Origin of the sequence: Rahnella sp. Larv3_ips, assembly GCF_003697865.1 — a bacterium.
Classification (GTDB): domain Bacteria; phylum Pseudomonadota; class Gammaproteobacteria; order Enterobacterales; family Enterobacteriaceae; genus Rahnella; species Rahnella rivi.
The window spans coordinates 59,111-76,738 of sequence record NZ_MJIB01000003.1 but is presented as its reverse complement, the minus strand read 5'-3'; the positions used below and the strand labels follow the sequence as shown (position 1 = coordinate 76,738).

Sequence of the window (17,628 nt, the reverse complement as noted above, 5' to 3'; positions counted from 1 at the left end):
AGTGGCTACCTCAGGTGGCCTCCAAGAGATATTAAGCACTATGTTAATCAAATTATTGACCAAAGTTTTTGGTAGCCGTAATGATCGTACCCTGCGCCGTATGCGCAAAGTGGTTGACCTTATCAACCGCATGGAACCTGAAATTCAAAAGTTGACCGATGAGCAACTGCAAGCGAAAACCAACGAGTTCCGCGAGCGTTTGGCGAAAGGTGAAGTGCTTGAAAATCTGATCCCTGAAGCTTTTGCAGTCGTACGTGAATCCAGTAAACGTGTCTTTGGCATGCGCCACTTCGACGTGCAGTTGCTCGGCGGTATGGTACTGAACGAACGCTGCATCGCAGAAATGCGCACCGGTGAAGGTAAAACACTGACCGCAACGCTGCCTGCTTATCTGAACGCATTGAGCGGTAAGGGCGTTCACGTTGTTACCGTCAACGATTACCTGGCACAGCGTGACGCCGAAAATAACCGTCCACTGTTTGAATTCCTGGGTCTGAGCATCGGTATTAACTTACCGGGTATGCCTTCTCCGGCTAAGCGTGCGGCTTATGCTGCAGATATCACCTACGGTACCAACAACGAATACGGTTTTGACTACCTGCGTGACAACATGGCGTTCAGCCCTGAAGAACGTGTTCAGCGTAAGCTGCACTATGCGCTGGTGGATGAGGTTGACTCCATCTTGATCGATGAAGCGCGTACTCCGCTGATCATCTCCGGCCCGGCCGAAGACAGCTCAGAAATGTACACCCGTGTTGATAAGCTGATTCCAAAACTGATCCGTCAGGAAAAAGAAGACTCCGATTCCTTCCAGGGCGAAGGCCACTTCTCAGTGGATGAAAAAGCGCGTCAGGTTCACCTGACTGAGCGCGGTCTGATTCTGATCGAAGAACTGCTGATGGAAGCGGGTATCATGGAAGAGGGCGAATCCCTCTATTCCCCGACTAACATCATGCTGATGCACCACGTGACCGCAGCGCTGCGTGCACACGTGCTGTTTACCCGCGATGTGGATTACATTGTGAAAGACGGTGAAGTTATCATCGTCGACGAACACACTGGCCGTACCATGCAGGGTCGTCGCTGGTCAGATGGTTTGCATCAGGCGGTTGAAGCGAAAGAAGGCGTTGATATCCAAAACGAAAACCAGACGCTGGCTTCCATTACCTTCCAGAACTACTTCCGTCTGTACGAAAAACTGGCCGGTATGACCGGTACTGCGGACACCGAAGCATTCGAATTCAGTTCCATTTATAAACTCGATACCATTGTTGTGCCAACTAACCGCCCGATGGTGCGTAAAGACATGGCCGACCTGGTCTACATGACAGAAATGGAAAAAATTGGCGCAATCATCGAAGACATTCGTAATTGCACCGCGAATGGACAGCCGGTATTGGTGGGGACTATCTCAATTGAGAAATCAGAAGTTGTCTCAAATGAGCTGACCAAAGCCGGTATCGCACACAGCGTACTGAACGCGAAATTCCACGCTAAAGAAGCGGACATTGTGTCCCAGGCGGGCCAGCCAAGTGCGGTAACGATCGCTACCAACATGGCCGGTCGTGGTACGGATATCGTATTGGGCGGCAGCTGGCAGGTTGAAGTTGAGAATCTCGGCGAAGAAGCGACAGACGAGAAAATCGCAGAAATTAAAGCGGCATGGCAGATTCGTCACGATGCCGTGCTGGCTTCCGGTGGTTTACACATCATTGGTACCGAGCGTCATGAATCACGCCGTATCGATAACCAGCTGCGTGGCCGTGCGGGTCGTCAGGGTGATGCGGGTTCATCACGCTTCTATCTGTCCATGGAAGATGCTCTGATGCGTATCTTCGCGTCTGACCGTGTAACTGGCATGATGCGTAAACTGGGGATGAAACCAGGCGAAGCCATTGAGCATCCTTGGGTGACCAAAGCGATTGCTAATGCGCAGCGTAAAGTAGAAAGCCGCAACTTCGATATTCGTAAGCAATTGCTGGAATATGATGATGTGGCAAGCGACCAGCGTCGTGCGATCTACAGCCAGCGTAACGAACTGCTGGACGTGTCCGACGTAAGCGAAACCATCGCCAGCATTCGTGAAGACGTGTTCAAAAGCACTATCGACAGCTACATTCCGCCACAGTCTCTGGAAGAAATGTGGGATGTTGAAGGTCTGGAACAGCGTCTGAAAACCGATTTCGAGCTGGAAATGCCGATTTCGGAGTGGCTGGATAAAGAGCCTGAACTGCATGAAGAAACACTGCGCGACCGTATCATGGAAATCGCGAAAGAATCTTACGCCCGTAAAGAAGAAGTGGTTGGCGCTGAAATGATGCGCAACTTCGAAAAAGGCGTGATGCTGCAAACCCTCGATTCCCTGTGGAAAGAGCATCTGGCCGCAATGGATTACCTGCGTCAGGGGATTCACTTACGTGGCTATGCGCAGAAAGATCCAAAGCAGGAGTACAAACGTGAATCCTTCGCCATGTTTGCTTCTATGCTGGAATCGCTGAAATACGAAGTGGTCAGCGTACTCAGCAAAGTACAGGTACGTATGCCTGAAGAAGTAGAAGCGATGGAGATTCAGCGTCGTGAAGAAGCTGAACGTCTGGCACGTCAGCAACAGCTGAGCCATCAGGATCAGCAGGAAATCGAAGTGGCCGAAGCCGCGCGTCTTGCTTCTTCTGGCGAACGCAAAGTAGGTCGTAACGATCTCTGCCCATGCGGTTCCGGCAAGAAATACAAACAATGCCATGGCAGCCTGCAAAAGTAAGATCTCAGGCTAAGTCATCGTGTTAATCTTAAAGGCGGCTAATCACCGCCTTTATTTTTGTCTTAAAAAGTACGGTTTCAGTACAGGATTCTTGGTCAGGAGAAAGGTGAGAACTGTGACGATTAAGCAACTGAATATCTCAGTCGGCATCATCCGCAATGAGCAGAAAGAAATTTTTATCACCCAGCGTGATGCCTCATCACACATGGCCGGATGTTGGGAGTTTCCCGGCGGAAAGATAGAAGCGGGTGAGTCGCCGGAACAGGCCGTAATTCGTGAGTTACAGGAAGAAGTGGGGATAAATGCAACATCTCCAGTGTTACTGAAAACGTTAGAGCATCGCTTCTCCGATCGCATTATCACTTTGCATTTCTTTTTGGTAGAAAGCTGGCAGGGCGAACCTTACGGCAAAGAGGGACAGCCTAAGCGCTGGGTTGCACAGTCTGAGTTGGATGAAACTGAATTTCCGCCAGCGAACGAAGAGATAGTCAAAGCACTGAAAAATAACCAGTTATAATGTTATACCTCTCGCAAAAAAGGGGCTGAAGCCCCTTTCTGTATCATTCCTTTCTACGCTGGTTTTCTGCGTTAAATCTCTTCTTCGCTCCACTCATCCAGATCGTTGATATCCCCTTTGCTGGGAATACGTTTCTCTTCATCGGCCCATTCGCCGAGATCGATCAACTGGCAGCGTTTACAACAAAATGGGCGGTAAGGGCTTTGTTCGCCCCAGACCACTGTTTTGCCACAGGTCGGGCAATTTACTTCAATAATTTCGGGATCCATTTGCAACTCCTAGCAGCAGGCAAGATCAAAATTCAGTCGCGCGGGAACCACACCATGTTCGCTGTCGAGGGGTAAAAAGCGAATGGCATAACGGGTTTTGTGCCCGGACACTTGCGGGTAAAGCAGATTTTCCATCGACAGACGTAATCGTAACAGATCTGCGCCTTCCGCATTGTCCTGGAAAAAGCCGTTAAGGCTGATTTGATTGCGGAATACGCCTGACTGACGGATTAAATCCAGTACCATTGTGAGCGAGTTATTTAACGGCGCCAGAGTTTCCAGCCAGTTTTGTACTTCGCCATCCCTCTGAGATTGTGCCAAATGCAGCCAGATATGCAGCGTCGGCAAATCAAAGCTGCAGCAACCGCCAGGAATGCTCAGGCGTTGACGAACCAGCGCGATCATCCGGTCTTCTTTCAATGCCTGACCAATTCTGGGTGCTTTCATCAGGATGCCCGCGCACTGCTTTAGCTCTGCCCGAATTCCTTCAATGCGAGATATATCTACGCCAGGGACATCCTGCCACTGGGAGAGTTTCTGTTGCTGTCTTTCCAGCTCTTTCAGCAAATCCGTACGTACTTCCCCGCGCTCTAAAACATCCAGCAGATCGGATGCAGTGCGGAAAAACAGCAACGCAGAAGAAATAGCAGTAACTTGCGCATTGGCATGCAGTTGCTGTAACAAAAACTCAATGCGTAGCCAGGTACGCATTTTTTCATTTAGAGGATGTTCAAAAAGAACGGTGGCTGCTGCTTCACTCATGCTTGGCAATATCCTGTCTGTTTTCCCCTTGATATTCTGATGAATTATTCAGGGGATACTGATGCCGCAAATGTTAAATAGCGGCTATGTAATTGGGCAACACGCGATTCAATCGTTTCAGGATCGCCGCTGTTATCAATAATGTCATCCGCGCGGGCCAGTCGTTTTTCACGGCTCACCTGCGCAGCAATAATACTTTCAGCCTGCTGACGGCTGATGCCATCGCGCTGCATTGTGCGCACAAGCTGGGTTTGTGGATCAACGTCTACAACTAAAACGCGATTTGCCTGCGCCTGTAATCCATTTTCAACCAGTAACGGCACCACCCACAGCACGTAAGCCGTTTCAGCCTGCCTGATAAACTGCTGAGTACGCGCATGAATAACGGGATGGAGCAGTTGATTCACCCAGGCTTTTTCAGCCGGATGACTGAAAATGCATTCTCTCAAAGCGGCTCGATTTAACGAACCATCATCAAGAATAATATCTTTACCAAAGTGTTTGCTCAGTTCATCCAGCGCAGGTTCACCGGGAGCCACAACCTGACGTGCAATGATATCAGCATCGACAATGCTCACCCCGCGGCGGGCAAAGCTTTCGGCTACGGTACTTTTTCCGCTTCCTATGCCTCCGGTCAATGCAACGATATAGGCCATGCTGATGCTCTGATAGAATTAGTTGGGTAAATGATAAAGAGATTATGAGTAAGTGCAAGCCGCTCTCGTATTGGTTTTGGACTGGAAAAATTAATCAGCTACACAATCAAAAGTCTGTGATGTGCGCTGTAAAAGCCATCTTGCCGTTGTCATTTTCCTGTGTATGATAAAACCACTGGAAAGGGTGTCTAATTTTCTGCTGCCACCCTAGCGACCCGTCGCCAAACCAGGACAAACCCGTCATGCGCATTGAAGAAGATTTGAAATTAGGTTTTAAAGACGTACTTATCCGCCCGAAACGTTCCACCCTCAAAAGCCGTTCCGAAGTAGAGCTGGAGCGCACCTTCACATTTAAACACTCTGCTATCAGCTGGTCTGGTACGCCAATTATTGCCGCCAATATGGATACCGTTGGGACATTCCGTATGGCGACTGTGCTGGCATCATTCGGGATGCTGACTGCAGTCCATAAGCATTACACCGTAGAGCAATGGCAAGCTTTCATCTCCTCTGCTGATGAATCAGTACTGCGCAATGTGATGGTTTCAACCGGAACGTCAGAAGCTGATTTCGTCAAAACCCTGCAAATTCTCGCGATGTCGCCTCTGCTGAAGTTTGTGTGTCTTGATGTTGCTAACGGCTATTCAGAACACTTTGTGGATTTCCTGCGGCGTGTGCGTGAAGCTTGCCCGGATAAAGTGATCTGTGCAGGTAACGTTGTCACCGGTGAAATGGTGGAAGAATTGATCCTCTCTGGCGCAGACATCGTTAAAGTTGGTATCGGTCCGGGTTCTGTCTGTACCACCCGCGTCAAAACCGGTGTAGGTTATCCGCAACTTTCTGCCGTGATTGAATGTGCTGATGCAGCCCATGGTTTAGGCGGACAGATCGTCAGCGATGGTGGCTGTGCTGTTCCGGGTGACGTGGCCAAAGCCTTCGGCGGCGGTGCCGATTTCGTAATGCTCGGCGGTATGCTGGCTGCGCACGAAGAATGCGAAGGCTCAGTGGTTGAAGAAAACGGCGAAAAATTCATGCTGTTTTACGGCATGAGTTCTGAATCAGCGATGAAACGCCACGTGGGCGGCGTCGCAGAATATCGCGCGGCAGAAGGCAAAACGGTGAAATTACCCCTTCGTGGTCCGGTTGAAAACACTGTGCGCGATATTCTCGGCGGCTTGCGTTCAGCCTGCACCTATGTGGGCGCCGACCGCCTGAAAGAGCTGACGAAACGCACTACCTTTATCCGCGTTGCGGAGCAGGAAAACCGGTTGTTCGGCGGCAAATAACCCATCGTCATTCAGGCTAAATAACGGCGAAATATTTTTCGCCGTTTTCTGTTTATGCACAAACTTAACATTGCCATCCTCAGCCCATCACCGAGCCCAGCTGGAATATCGGCAGATACATCGCTATCACTAATCCGCCAACAATCACGCCCATTACTGCCATAAGTACCGGTTCAATCGTTTGTGACAAGGTGTCTGCCAGCGAATTTGCTTTTTCATTATGCAGATGCGCCAGTTTCAGCAGTAACTCATCCAGCGATCCTGACTCCTCACCTATTTTGATTAGTTGCTGGCACAGCGAAGGAAACAGCGGCGACTGTACAAAAGCTTTGTGTAAGGGCACACCCTGCATAATCTGCTCACGGATCTGACCGAGTGCGGTCTGAAAATGCAGGTTAGACATTGAGGCCGATGCGGCTGCCAGCCCTGCAATCAATGTCATACCCGCCTGCTGCGTCATCGCCAAGGTCTGAAATATCTGGCTCAGGCAGCTGTCGGTGACCAGCCGTGATGTTAACGGCAGCGTGAGCAGCAGCTTTTGTTCCCTGAGTTTCCACCTTTTTTGCGGATGCAATTTGCGCAGATAAGCAAAACAGCAAAGGGATAAAACACCTGCCAGCCACGGGCCAGTTCCAATCAAAACCTCAGAGGTGGCTACCAGCATGCGGGTAAACCAGGGTAACTGCGCATCGAAGGATGCGTAGATTTTGGCAAACTCTGGCAGAACCATCGTCAGCATCAGCAGCGTCACCAGGGTGGCGATAACGCTGACAATCAGCGGATAGCGCAATGCCTTTTTCACCTTCGCCTTCAGTTCCGCTTGCTGCTCCTGCTGGGCTGCCAGTTGTAAACAACACTGATCCAGTTGTCCTGTGAGCTCACCAATGGAGATTATCTGCCGGTAGATATCCGGAAAGACGTCCGGATACGCATTGAGCATTTCCGATAAAGGTTTACCTTCGCGTACCCCTTTGGCGATATTGTGCAGGACGCACTGCCATGCTGGTTTCGGATGTTCACCGGCCAGCAACGTAAGGCTGTTAACCAGCGGCAGCCCCGCCTGCAACAATGTGGCGAGCTGCCTGATTATCGATACCCGCTCCTGATTCTTCCAGAAACGCCGGTGCAGGCTCTGCTTCATGTGAATCTTTAGCGGCTGCAAACCAGCAGCGAAAAGCTGCTGGTAAATGCCCTCTTTACTGACCTCAATGCTGTCGCCATCCTGGATACTTCCCTGGCTATCGATAGCCTGCCAGTGATAGAGCCGCCACGTTTGATGAAGCACTGACGAATCACTCATGCACCGGTTCCCTCGCCGGTGACGCGATAGAGTTCCTCAAGCGAGGTAATACCTTGTTCCACCAGCAGCATCCCGGCTTCCTGTAAGGTGATCTGCCCCTGCTCGCGGGCGATTTTGATAAGTTCGTTCACGGTGGCTTCTGCAACCAGCGCCTGTTGTAAACGGGGCGTGATGTTCAGCGTTTCATAAATACCTGTCCGTCCGTAATAGCCTGAAAAACACTGATGACATCCGGCTGCCTGCCAGAGCGGTACTTGTCTTCCTTGTCCGTTTTCGCCATTCCCGACAAATGACATGTGCGCCTTACGGCAATGCGGACAGAGTTTTCGCACCAGCCGTTGGGCAATCACCAGCCGCAAACTGGCGGCAATGTGAAAGCCTTCGATGCCCATCTGACGCAGGCGGGTCAAGGTTTCGCAGGTAGAATTGGTGTGCAGCGTTGAAAGTACCAGGTGCCCGGTTTGCGCTGCTTTTACCGCGATCTCAGCCGTTTCTTTATCACGGATCTCACCGACCATGATGACATCAGGATCCTGACGCAGTAACGCTCGTAAAACACTGGCAAAGCTGAGATCTGTTTTGCTGTTAATCTGCGTTTGATTAATACCGCTGACGGGAATTTCGATCGGATCTTCCACGCTGCAAATATTGCGTGAGATGGCATTCAGCTCACGCAAGCCGCTGTAGAGCGTCACGGTCTTGCCACTGCCGGTCGGGCCGGTGACCAGAATCAGCCCCTGTGGATGTTTCAGTGCCGCCTTGAAATATCCCAGATCTCTCAGGGTGAGCCCCAGCTGTGACATCGCCAGATCTTGCTGGGTCATGTGCAGAATACGCAGCACGATTTTCTCGCCATGCAGCGTTGGCAAAGAGGAAACGCGCATCGAGTAACGCTGATTTTGCAGCACCACCGACAGCTGTCCGTCCTGTGGTAAACGACGTTCAGCCACGTTTAGTTGCCCCATGATTTTGAGCCTTGCACAGACGCTGGCCGCCATCGAAAACTCAGGGCCGGGGATCTCCTGCAACACGCCGTCAATGCGTACTCGGACACGGAAGCAGTTTTCATAAGGTTCGAAATGAACATCCGATGCCCGGCGGGTAATCGCTTGTCTCAGGATCTGATTAAGAACATTAATCACCGGCGCGTCACTCTGGTCGTTCAGTTCGTTGGCTTCCGGCCTTTTAGAATCCCCATTCCCTGCTTCTTGTGGTGATTCCGCACCGTCTTTTTCCATCATTTGTTCCAGCCTTGCCTGCGGCCAGCGCTCCAGCTGAACTTTCAGTTCGCTGGCAAAACGCAAAACATTGCCTAACGTCTCGGCATCGGGTTCCGCCTCATGGCAGGCGACGCGCAAGGTTTGATCGTCTCGGTGCAGTATCACCGCTTTATAACGCTGACAAAGCGCCTCAAGCGACGCTTCGCTTTGCAGGCGATCGCTGTCAGGCGGGGAAACGGGACGCAGTGGCATATCGTTCATCATGGCGCTCCTGTGGTATCAAAGCGGAATACGCTTTCGCATGCTTCCACCATCGACGAACTCTCGGCATTGGTGCAGCTTCTGCTCCAGACAATACCGCCTGCCTGGATATCCGGGGCGGGAGTCATCACAACGCTCAGGCCTTTAAGCGCCTGCTGGCCTGTCAGTGAAATCACCCCCGCGTTCACCTGTATCTGGCTGACGTAACGGCTGGTGGCCGTCGCAGGGATCCCCTGCGTGCCTGCGTTGCAGCTCGTCAGTGCACCTGCATCTATCACGCACAGCTCGACGCCGGTTTTATAGGGCACCATGGTTTGCAGCATGTCAGTCAGGGCTGCTTTCTGGATGTAACTTTGGTAGGCGGGAATGCCGATGGCGCTCAGGATCGCAATAATTGCGATGACCACCATCAGTTCTATAAGGGTAAATCCTTGTTGCCGGTGCATGGCTTTCTCCGTTTTGTGTAACTGCATGGATGTTGCTCAGGCAGCAAACTAAACGGAGAGAAATTCTGATTCCAGCGTCATTTATGGCTTCTCCGCGATGCCTTCCAGGATAACTATGCAAGGGAAAAAGGCTGTCAAAACTTTTGCGCGGCGTCTCGCAATAATGATGCGGCGTTTAAAAAGAGGGTTGGCAGCGGGCAGAGGAGAATGAGAGGGTAATGCGGCAAGTACGAAATAGTCCGAAGAAGTCGTATTGCCCCGGAAAGGATATCCGGGGCAATAGCGCATCGGTTAATCAGTTGAAACGCATCGAGAGATCCATCGCGCGGACATGTTTGGTCAGTGCGCCAACAGAAATGTAATCCACGCCCGTTTCAGCGAATTCGCGCAGTGTTTTTTTGGTGACGTTGCCAGACACTTCCAGCAATGCGCGGCCAGCAGTCAGGGTGACGCCTTCGCGCATCATCGGCACGGTGAAGTTATCCAGCATGATGATGTCAGCACCGGCATCCAGCGCCTGCTGAAGTTCGTCGAGTGACTCGACCTCTACTTCAACCGGCACATCCGCGTGGATCCACAGCGCACGTTCGACGGCGGCTTTGATCGAGCCGCAGGCAATAATATGGTTTTCTTTGATCAGAAACGCGTCGGCGAGGCCCAGACGGTGATTGCTACCGCCGCCGCACAGCACGGCATATTTCAGCGCAGTGCGCAGGCCGGGCAAGGTTTTACGCGTATCCAGCAGTTGCGTTTTGGTGCCTGCCAGCAACTTCACATAGTGGCTGACTTCGGTGGCTACGCCAGAGAGCGTCTGGACAAAATTGAGCGCAGTACGTTCGCCGGTCAGCAGCATGCGGGCAGATCCGGATAGCTCGCATAATGTCTGGTTTTCAGACAGGGTATCGCCGTCTTTGACATGCCATTTGACGGTGATTTTATCGCCTGCCAACTGGGTGAAGACTTCATCCAGCCAGCGCTGGCCACAAAAAACACCGGCTTCACGGGTGATAATTGTCGCGCTTGCACTCTTGTCTTGCGGCAACAATTGCGCAGTTAAGTCATTGTTGGCATTGGCTTCGCCGCCAAGGTCTTCACCCAAAGCCTGAGTCACAAGTAAGGGGATATCATTCTGGATACGTTCGAGTAACTGTGCGCGGCGACTTTCAGGGCTGTAGCTGCGGGTAGACATACAAATACTCCGAAATGGCGGATAAGAAGGACAAAAAAACATGCTACCCTGTTGCTGTGATAAGTACCACCCAAGCACATCATTGAGGTCATTGATGCACTTAGAACATGGCTGGATTGCCGGGGCCCGGCAGGTAGTTTCTCCCCATTCTGATCTCCGTCCTGAAGACGAAATCCCCTCGCTGTTAGTGATCCATAACATCAGTTTGCCGCCCGGAAAATTTGGTGGCCCTTATATTGACCAGCTGTTTACCGGCACGCTGAATCCGCAGGATGATCCTTATTTCGAAGGGATCCACCAGTTGCGCGTTGCCGCGCATTGCCTGATCCGGCGTGACGGCGAAATCGTCCAATATGTGCCTTTTGATAAACGTGCCTGGCATGCGGGCGTTTCAAGCTGGCAGGGGCGGGAGCGATGTAATGATTTTTCTATCGGTATTGAAATGGAGGGCACTGATTTCGAGCCTTTCACCGAGGCGCAATATCGCAGCCTCGCAAGCGTTACCGAGTTGTTAATTAAGCACTATCCGATTAGTCTGGATGCCATTACCGGACACAGTGACATCGCGCCAGGGCGTAAAACGGATCCTGGTCCTGAGTTTGACTGGGCATTTTATCGCAAGCTGTTAACACCCATCGCAGGGCAAAATGTCTCTGCTGACTCGTGAATGAACGCGGGTTCGGGTTTCTGTTTTCTGCGAGTGATGTGTTGAGAGAGAGTGAGAATCGATGACGTTATTTACTTTATTGCTGGTGCTGGCTTGGGAACGGTTGTTCAAACTGGGTGAACACTGGCAGTTGGATCATCGGTTTGAGGTGATTTTCAACCGTGGACGGCAGACGTCTCTGGCGAAAACGCTGGCGATAACCGTGGTCTGGATGGCGGTCATTTGGGCGATTTTGCGTGCAGTGCAGGGCCTGTTCTTCGGCGTTCCGTCACTGGTGTTATGGGTGATTATCTGTCTGTTGTGTATCGGTGCTGGCGTTAAACGCAAACACTATCGCGCCTATCTCAAATCAGCCCGTCAGGGCAATATTGATGCCACGAAAGAAATGGCGGAGGAGCTGGCGCTGATTCACGGCCTGCCTGCGGACTGCAGTGAAGAGGCTCGTTTGCGGGAGCTGCAAAATGCGCTGCTGTGGATTAACTTCCGTTATTATCTGGGGCCGCTATTTTGGTTCGTGGTCTGCGGGCCTTACGGGCCTGTCGCACTGGGTGGGTATGCCGTATTACGTGGCTATCAGACCTGGCTGGCGCGCCACATGACCCCGCTTAAACGTGCTCAGTCCGGTGTCGATAGCCTGTTGCATATTCTGGACTGGATCCCGGTGCGGCTGGCGGGCGCGGCGTATGCCCTGCTCGGGCACGGTGAAAAAGCGTTACCGGCGTGGTTCGCCTCGCTGGGAGATATTCATTCTTCGCAATATCACGTTCTGACCCGCCTTGCGCAGTTCTCTCTGGCACGCGATCCCCATACGGATCCGGTTCAGACGCCGCGTGCAGCCGTCGGGCTGGCACGGAAGGTCACTATGATCATTCTGGTCGTGGTTGCGCTGTTAACGATTTATGGTGCGTTGATTTAACGGCAAAAGTACCGCCTGTCTGCGCTATATAAAATCTGCATAAAAAAGCCCGGCACATTCACATGGCCGGGCTTTTTGCATGTTATTCAGGACTTAAAGGGTTGTTGCAGCATCAGCGGGCGGTTATCTGCGGCGGGTTCACCGAAGTCCGGCAGTCCGTTCTCATCCCAGCGGAAGGTTTTGATACGGGTATGGCGGTTTGGATCGTACAACGGGTCACCTTCAATCTCAGTGTAATTGCGCGCGTGATAAACCAGCACATCCTCACCTTGTTCGTTGCGGGTGAAGCTGTTGTGGCCGGGGCCGAATTGTCTGTTTCCCGCGTGAGTGGTGAATACCGGACGGTCAGATTTACGCCAGGCTTTAGCGTCCAGCAGATTGCTGTTGATATCCGCCGTCAGTAAACCGATGCAGTAATTTTCATCAGTGGCGCTGGCGGAATAGGTGATGAAAATCTTATCACCATGCTTAATCACTGCCGGGCCTTCGTTTACCCAAAAACCGATGATTTCCCAGTCCAGCTCAGGTTTGCTGAGCATGACGGGGGGCGATTTCAGTGTCCACGGGTTTTCCATTTCGGCCAGATACAGGTTGGAGTTGCCCTGAATAGCCGGATCTTTCTGCGCCCACAGGTAGTAATTTTTCCCCTGATGCTCAAAATGCGTGGCGTCAAGCGAGAAGCTGTCGAGAGGGGTCTGGATCCGGCCTTTCTCCTGCCAGACTCCGCTGAGCGGGTCAGCATCTTCGCAAACCAGCGCATACATACGGTGCTGGAATAATCCGTCCACAATCTCCTGCGAGGGCGCTGCGGCATAATAAATCACCCATTTCCCGTCGATGAAGTGCAGCTCCGGCGCCCAGATAAGTGCGCTCATCGGGCCGGTATCGGGTTTATGCCAGATGATTTTTGCAGGCGCATCGGCAAGGCCAGCCAGCGTTTCAGAACGACGGATTTCCAGCCGGTCATATTCCGGCACTGAGGCGATGAAGTAATAATTACCATCGTTGTGCAGCCAGATATGCGGGTCGGCACGTTGCTCGATAAGGGGATTTGGATAGTTACTCATGTTTAAGCTCCTTGCTGTGCAGCGGAACGGAACCTGCGTCCGGTGCATTTTTCGTGTCGTGATATTCATTCAGCTCGCGATAATTACGGCGGCGGATTTCAAGATCAGACTGGATGGTGCGCATCATCTCGCGGTCAACTTTCAGTAAACGCACCACGCCTGCAGTGATCAGATAGCCAATGCCTGGGATCACCGTGAACAGCAGCACGATACCGTTGATTGCGTGATCGCTTTGACGGGCAGCACCCGCATCGTATCCATAACCAGAGAGCAGGAATCCGACCATTGCCCCGGCCACAGCCAGGCCGCATTTCAGGAAGAACAGGTTACCGGAGAAGCTGATGCCGGTGATACGTTTGCCGGTTTTCCATTCGCCGTAGTCATCCACGTCCGCCATCAGTGACCAGTGCAGCGGGGAAGGGAGCTGGTGCATGATGTTCAGGATGAAGTAGGCCACCAAAATCAGCGTTGTCGCGTGCGGATCGAGGAAATAGAAGCCGCAGGAGAAAATGGTCAGAATGATGTTTGCCCAGAAGAACACTTTCAGTTTGCAGTATTTATCCGTCAGCGGTTTCGCCAGCGCGCTGCCAATCATCATGCCAACCACGCCGAGGCTGATAAACATACTGGCGAACGAGGTGGATTTCTCCATCACCCAGGTAACGTAATACATGGTTGCTGCCATACGGATAAAGCCCGGACACACGTTGCAGAAGGTGAGCAGCAGAATGCGCACCCACTGGTCGTTTTTCCAGATGTCTTTCAGGTCAGATTTGAGCGCATGTTTGGAAGGCACCGCCGGCTGGATACGTTCTTTCACAAAGCTGAAGCAGAACAGGAACATAAATAGCGCGATGATCGCCATGACACCCATCGACATCTGATAGCCCTTCGCTTTGTCGGCGCCACCGAACCAGTCGGCCATCGGCAGTAATGTTGAAGACAAAATCAGCGTGGCAATCCCTACCATAAAGAAGCGGTATGACTGGCAGGCAACGCGCTCATGAGGGTCGGCCGTGATCACACCGCCGAGCGAGCAGTAAGGGATGTTGATGGCCGTATAGGTCAGCGACATCAGGAAGTAGGTGACAAATGCATAGATTACTTTGCTGTTGTAGGACCAGTCTGGCGTGGTAAACATCAGCACGCTGAACAGGACATAAGGCACACATATCCATAACAGATAAGGACGGAACCTGCCCCAGCGGGTTGTGGTACGGTCGGCGATAGCCCCCATGATCGGGTCGGTGACGGCATCAATGACGCGTACCGAAAGCAGTAATATGCCCACCAAAGCAGGAGCCAGACCGAAAACGTCCGTATAAAAATAATTAAGAAACAGCATGATGGCGCCGCCAATCATGTTGCACCCTGCGTCCCCCATGCCGTACGCCACTTTCTCTCTAAATGACAGCGCGCCTTCCTTCATGGATGTAGTCTCCGGCTAGTAGTTAATAAGTGAGTTGTTAAGAAACTGTTTGATAGCCAAGAGTATTGGCGCGGGAGGGGCTGAGGAGTCAGGAGGTAAGAGTCGTGAAGATGGACGATTTGGTCATGCTGGGTAAAGTGTGACACAGATAACAAAGCGCCCCGGCCATTGAAACCGGACCGGGGCGCGCGTGATTTTTTTGAAACCGGTGGTGTTTAAACAATTCGCGGTTTAAACCCCTCCGTCATGTCAAACAACCTTTCAGGGTCAGACTTTAACGGACTTACCGCTCTGCTGATTCTTGAACCAGTAACCGAGGCCGAGGATCACCAGCCACACAGGGATCAACCAGACGGAAATCGCCATACCTGGCGTGATCGCCATGATCACCAGAATCCCGGCCATGAACAGCAGGCAGATGTAGTTACCCAGCGGATAAAGCAGCGCTTTGAACTTGGTTTCCACCCCTTCACGGCGCATTGCCTGACGGAATTTAATGTGTGCAAGGCTGATCATGGCCCAGTTGATAACCAGTGCAGAAACCACCAGTGCCATCAGCAGACCAAACGCTTCACCCGGCATCAGGTAGTTAATCAGTACGCAAAGTGCCGTGGTGGCCGCAGATACCATGATAGAAGCGACAGGTACGCCACGTTTATCGACGTTCAGCAGTGCTTTCGGTGCATTACCTTGCTGAGCCAGGCCGAACAGCATACGGCTGTTGCAATATACGCAGCTGTTGTAGACCGACAGCGCGGCGGTGAGGATGACCACGTTGAGGGCATTTGCCACCAGTGCATCGCCCAGATCATGGAAGATAAGGACGAACGGGCTGGTGTCGGGCCCGACGCGGGTCCACGGCATCAGGGAAAGCAGAACGGCCAGTGAGCCCACATAGAAAATCAGAATGCGGTAGATAACCTGATTGGTAGCTTTTGGAATGCTGACTTCAGGATTATCGGCTTCAGCAGCCGTGATACCGACCAGCTCCAGACCACCAAACGAGAACATGATGATCGCCATCATCATCACCAGCCCGGTCATGCCGTGCGGCAGGAATCCTCCTTGTTCCCAGAGGTTACGCACCGTGGCCTGCGGCCCTGCGGTATCGCTGAACAGCAACCAGCCACCGAACAGGATCATCGCGACCACTGCGACCACTTTGATGATGGCAAACCAGAACTCCATCTCACCAAACACTTTCACGTTGGTCAGGTTGATGGCGTTGATCAGCACGAAGAAGACAGCCGCAGAAGCCCATGTCGGGATTTCCGGCCACCAGAATTGAATATATTTACCGACGGCGGTCAGTTCTGCCATCGCCACCAGCACGTACAGAACCCAGTAGTTCCAGCCTGAAGCGAAACCGGCAAAACCACCCCAGTATTTGTAGGCAAAATGGCTGAAAGAACCGGCAACCGGCTCTGCCACGACCATTTCACCCAACTGACGCATAATCAGAAAAGCGATAAAACCCGCGATAGCGTAGCCGAGAATAATCCCCGGTCCCGCCGACTGGATAACGGAGGCGCTGCCCAGAAACAGGCCCGTTCCGACTGCCCCACCTAACGCAATCAACTGAATGTGACGGTTTTTAAGGCCGCGCTTCAGCTCATCGCCATGTTGTTGATCAACCATTTACCTGTCCTCTGTCATTGGGGCAAAACCCATAGCATTCTGCGTGTTAGAAAGAATGTAAGGCGATAATTACACTTTTTGTATTTAATTATTTACGGCTGGATTGTGCCTAAAAAGCAGCATCATCTACCGTTCGGGCAAGAATAGTGTTATGCGAAAAAGTTTGCACCTGATTTATGCATCATCTGCATAACAAATAACCAAATTAACGCTAAATTTGCTCAGGATCGTAAAAATGTGATCTTAAAGGCAGAAAAAAAGAGAAATGATAAAAAGTTGTTAAATTGTGCGAGGTCGACGCATTTACTGGGTAGCCATATGGACACAAGGTGAATACTTTGTTACTTTACGGCCACGTTTTTTAAATTGGTATTACCAATTGACTCCGGCAACTTACAGAGTCGCTACTCGCAGAGAACCGCACATATATGGCTTACAGCAAAATTCGACAGCCTAAGTTATCCGATGTGATCGAGCAGCAACTTGAGTTCCTGATCCTCGAAGGCACTTTAAGACCCGGGGAAAAGCTTCCGCCAGAACGTGAACTGGCCAAACAGTTTGATGTTTCACGACCTTCTCTGCGAGAGGCAATCCAAAGCCTTGAAGGGAAGGGACTGCTCCTGCGCCGTCAGGGTGGTGGCACTTTCGTGCAAAGTAACCTGTGGCAAAGCGTGAGCGATCCGCTGGCCGAGTTACTGGCTGACCATCCTGAATCACAATTCGATCTCCTTGAAACACGCCATGCCCTTGAAGGGATTGCTGCCTATTATGCGGCGCTCAGAGGCACTGAGGATGATTTGGCGCGCATTCGCGATTGTCACGTGGGTATTCAGACCGCCCAGGACAGCGGGGATCTGGACGCAGAAGCTGATGCGGTTATGCAGTATCAGGTTGCTGTAACAGAAGCCGCGCATAATGTTGTTCTGCTGCATTTGGTTCGCTGTATGGGGCCGATGCTTGAGAAGAACGTTCGACAGAACTTTGAATTGCTGTACTCACGCCGGGAAATGCTGGCAACGGTAAGCAACCACCGCGCCAGTATTTTCGAGGCGATTGTTGCACGTGAACCAGAAATGGCACGCGCCGCATCTCACCGTCACCTGGCGTTCATTGAAGAAGTTTTGCTGGATCTCAGCAGGGAACACACCCGGCGGGATCGGTCATTACGACGGCTCCAGCAACGAAAAGATGAAAGTTAACCTTCGGGATTAATTTTTAGAGCCTTCCCTTGAGGGCTCACGGCAACT

16 protein-coding genes are annotated in these 17,628 nt (G+C 51.8%); 6 read left to right on the top strand and 10 right to left on the bottom strand.

The window, feature by feature from the left end; genetic code table 11:
• Positions 1-40: 40 nt before the first annotated feature.
• Both secA and mutT read left to right on the top strand, forming a co-directional pair.
• A complete protein-coding gene (secA, locus tag ED901_RS00385; protein WP_056776988.1) occupies positions 41-2,758 on the top strand; it encodes a preprotein translocase subunit SecA in 2,718 nt (905 codons plus the stop codon).
• Positions 2,759-2,879: 121 nt separating this feature from the next.
• Positions 2,880-3,275, top strand: a complete 396-nt coding sequence (mutT, locus tag ED901_RS00380; protein ID WP_168734096.1) for an 8-oxo-dGTP diphosphatase MutT — start codon at positions 2,880-2,882, stop codon at positions 3,273-3,275.
• A 71-nt stretch (positions 3,276-3,346) separates the two neighbouring features.
• Here mutT and yacG read toward each other — a convergent pair whose 3' ends face one another.
• From yacG to coaE, 3 genes are read right to left on the bottom strand one after another with little or no spacing between them, the layout of a single operon-like run.
• Entirely contained in the window at positions 3,347-3,544 is a 198-nt protein-coding gene (gene yacG, locus ED901_RS00375; RefSeq protein ID WP_056776990.1) for a DNA gyrase inhibitor YacG, read from the bottom strand.
• Between the two features lie 9 nt (positions 3,545-3,553).
• Positions 3,554-4,306 (bottom strand): cell division protein ZapD, encoded by a 753-nt coding sequence (zapD, locus tag ED901_RS00370; RefSeq protein WP_056776993.1) that lies wholly within the window; start codon positions 4,304-4,306, stop codon positions 3,554-3,556.
• Positions 4,307-4,350: 44 nt separating this feature from the next.
• Positions 4,351-4,962, bottom strand: coding sequence for a dephospho-CoA kinase (gene coaE / locus ED901_RS00365; protein WP_122094171.1), 612 nt, complete (start codon positions 4,960-4,962; stop codon positions 4,351-4,353).
• 242 nt (positions 4,963-5,204) lie between these two features.
• On the opposite strand from coaE, the gene ED901_RS00360 reads away from it, so the two are divergent.
• The gene (locus ED901_RS00360; protein ID WP_056777001.1) at positions 5,205-6,248 is read left to right on the top strand and encodes a GMP reductase; all 1,044 of its coding nucleotides are present in this window, start codon (positions 5,205-5,207) and stop codon (positions 6,246-6,248) included.
• A gap of 79 nt (positions 6,249-6,327) precedes the next feature.
• Here the strand turns inward: ED901_RS00360 and hofC are convergent, their stop codons facing one another.
• The 4 genes from hofC to nadC form a co-directional block, all read right to left on the bottom strand.
• Entirely contained in the window at positions 6,328-7,548 is a 1,221-nt protein-coding gene (gene hofC, locus ED901_RS00355; protein WP_122094169.1) for a protein transport protein HofC, read from the bottom strand.
• Positions 7,545-9,029 carry a type II secretion system protein GspE gene (gene gspE, locus ED901_RS00350; protein ID WP_122094167.1) on the bottom strand — a complete coding sequence of 495 codons (1,485 nt, stop codon included), beginning with the start codon at positions 9,027-9,029 and terminating at the stop codon, positions 7,545-7,547. Before gspE ends, hofC begins: the two co-directional genes overlap by 4 nt.
• On the bottom strand, positions 9,029-9,475 hold the full coding sequence (ppdD, locus tag ED901_RS00345) for a prepilin peptidase-dependent pilin (protein WP_122094589.1): 447 nt from the start codon (positions 9,473-9,475) through the stop codon (positions 9,029-9,031). The genes gspE and ppdD overlap by 1 nt, the downstream gene beginning before the upstream one ends.
• 295 nt (positions 9,476-9,770) lie before the next feature.
• On the bottom strand, positions 9,771-10,664 hold the full coding sequence (gene nadC, locus ED901_RS00340) for a carboxylating nicotinate-nucleotide diphosphorylase (RefSeq protein WP_122094165.1): 894 nt from the start codon (positions 10,662-10,664) through the stop codon (positions 9,771-9,773).
• Positions 10,665-10,758: 94 nt separating this feature from the next.
• Between nadC and ampD the strand changes: the two genes are divergently transcribed.
• Together ampD and ampE are read left to right on the top strand one after the other, a co-directional pair.
• On the top strand, positions 10,759-11,331 hold the full coding sequence (gene ampD, locus ED901_RS00335; RefSeq protein WP_056777012.1) for a 1,6-anhydro-N-acetylmuramyl-L-alanine amidase AmpD: 573 nt from the start codon (positions 10,759-10,761) through the stop codon (positions 11,329-11,331).
• A gap of 61 nt (positions 11,332-11,392) precedes the next feature.
• Complete coding sequence (gene ampE / locus ED901_RS00330; RefSeq protein WP_122094163.1) at positions 11,393-12,247, top strand: beta-lactamase regulator AmpE; 855 nt, start codon at positions 11,393-11,395, stop codon at positions 12,245-12,247.
• Between the two features lie 86 nt (positions 12,248-12,333).
• On the opposite strand, the gene ED901_RS00325 is transcribed toward ampE, so the two are convergent.
• The 3 genes from ED901_RS00325 to aroP all read right to left on the bottom strand — a co-directional run bounded on the left by ED901_RS00325 (position 12,334) and on the right by aroP (position 16,381).
• Entirely contained in the window at positions 12,334-13,314 is a 981-nt protein-coding gene (locus tag ED901_RS00325; protein ID WP_122094161.1) for a family 43 glycosylhydrolase, read from the bottom strand.
• On the bottom strand, positions 13,307-14,743 hold the full coding sequence (locus ED901_RS00320) for an MFS transporter (protein ID WP_056777021.1): 1,437 nt from the start codon (positions 14,741-14,743) through the stop codon (positions 13,307-13,309). Before ED901_RS00320 ends, ED901_RS00325 begins: the two co-directional genes overlap by 8 nt.
• 267 nt (positions 14,744-15,010) lie before the next feature.
• On the bottom strand, positions 15,011-16,381 hold the full coding sequence (gene aroP, locus ED901_RS00315) for an aromatic amino acid transporter AroP (RefSeq protein WP_056777025.1): 1,371 nt from the start codon (positions 16,379-16,381) through the stop codon (positions 15,011-15,013).
• A 428-nt stretch (positions 16,382-16,809) separates the two neighbouring features.
• Between aroP and pdhR the strand changes: the two genes are divergently transcribed.
• Positions 16,810-17,580, top strand: a complete 771-nt coding sequence (pdhR, locus tag ED901_RS00310; RefSeq protein ID WP_056777026.1) for a pyruvate dehydrogenase complex transcriptional repressor PdhR — start codon at positions 16,810-16,812, stop codon at positions 17,578-17,580.
• The last annotated feature ends 48 nt before the right edge of the window (positions 17,581-17,628 follow it).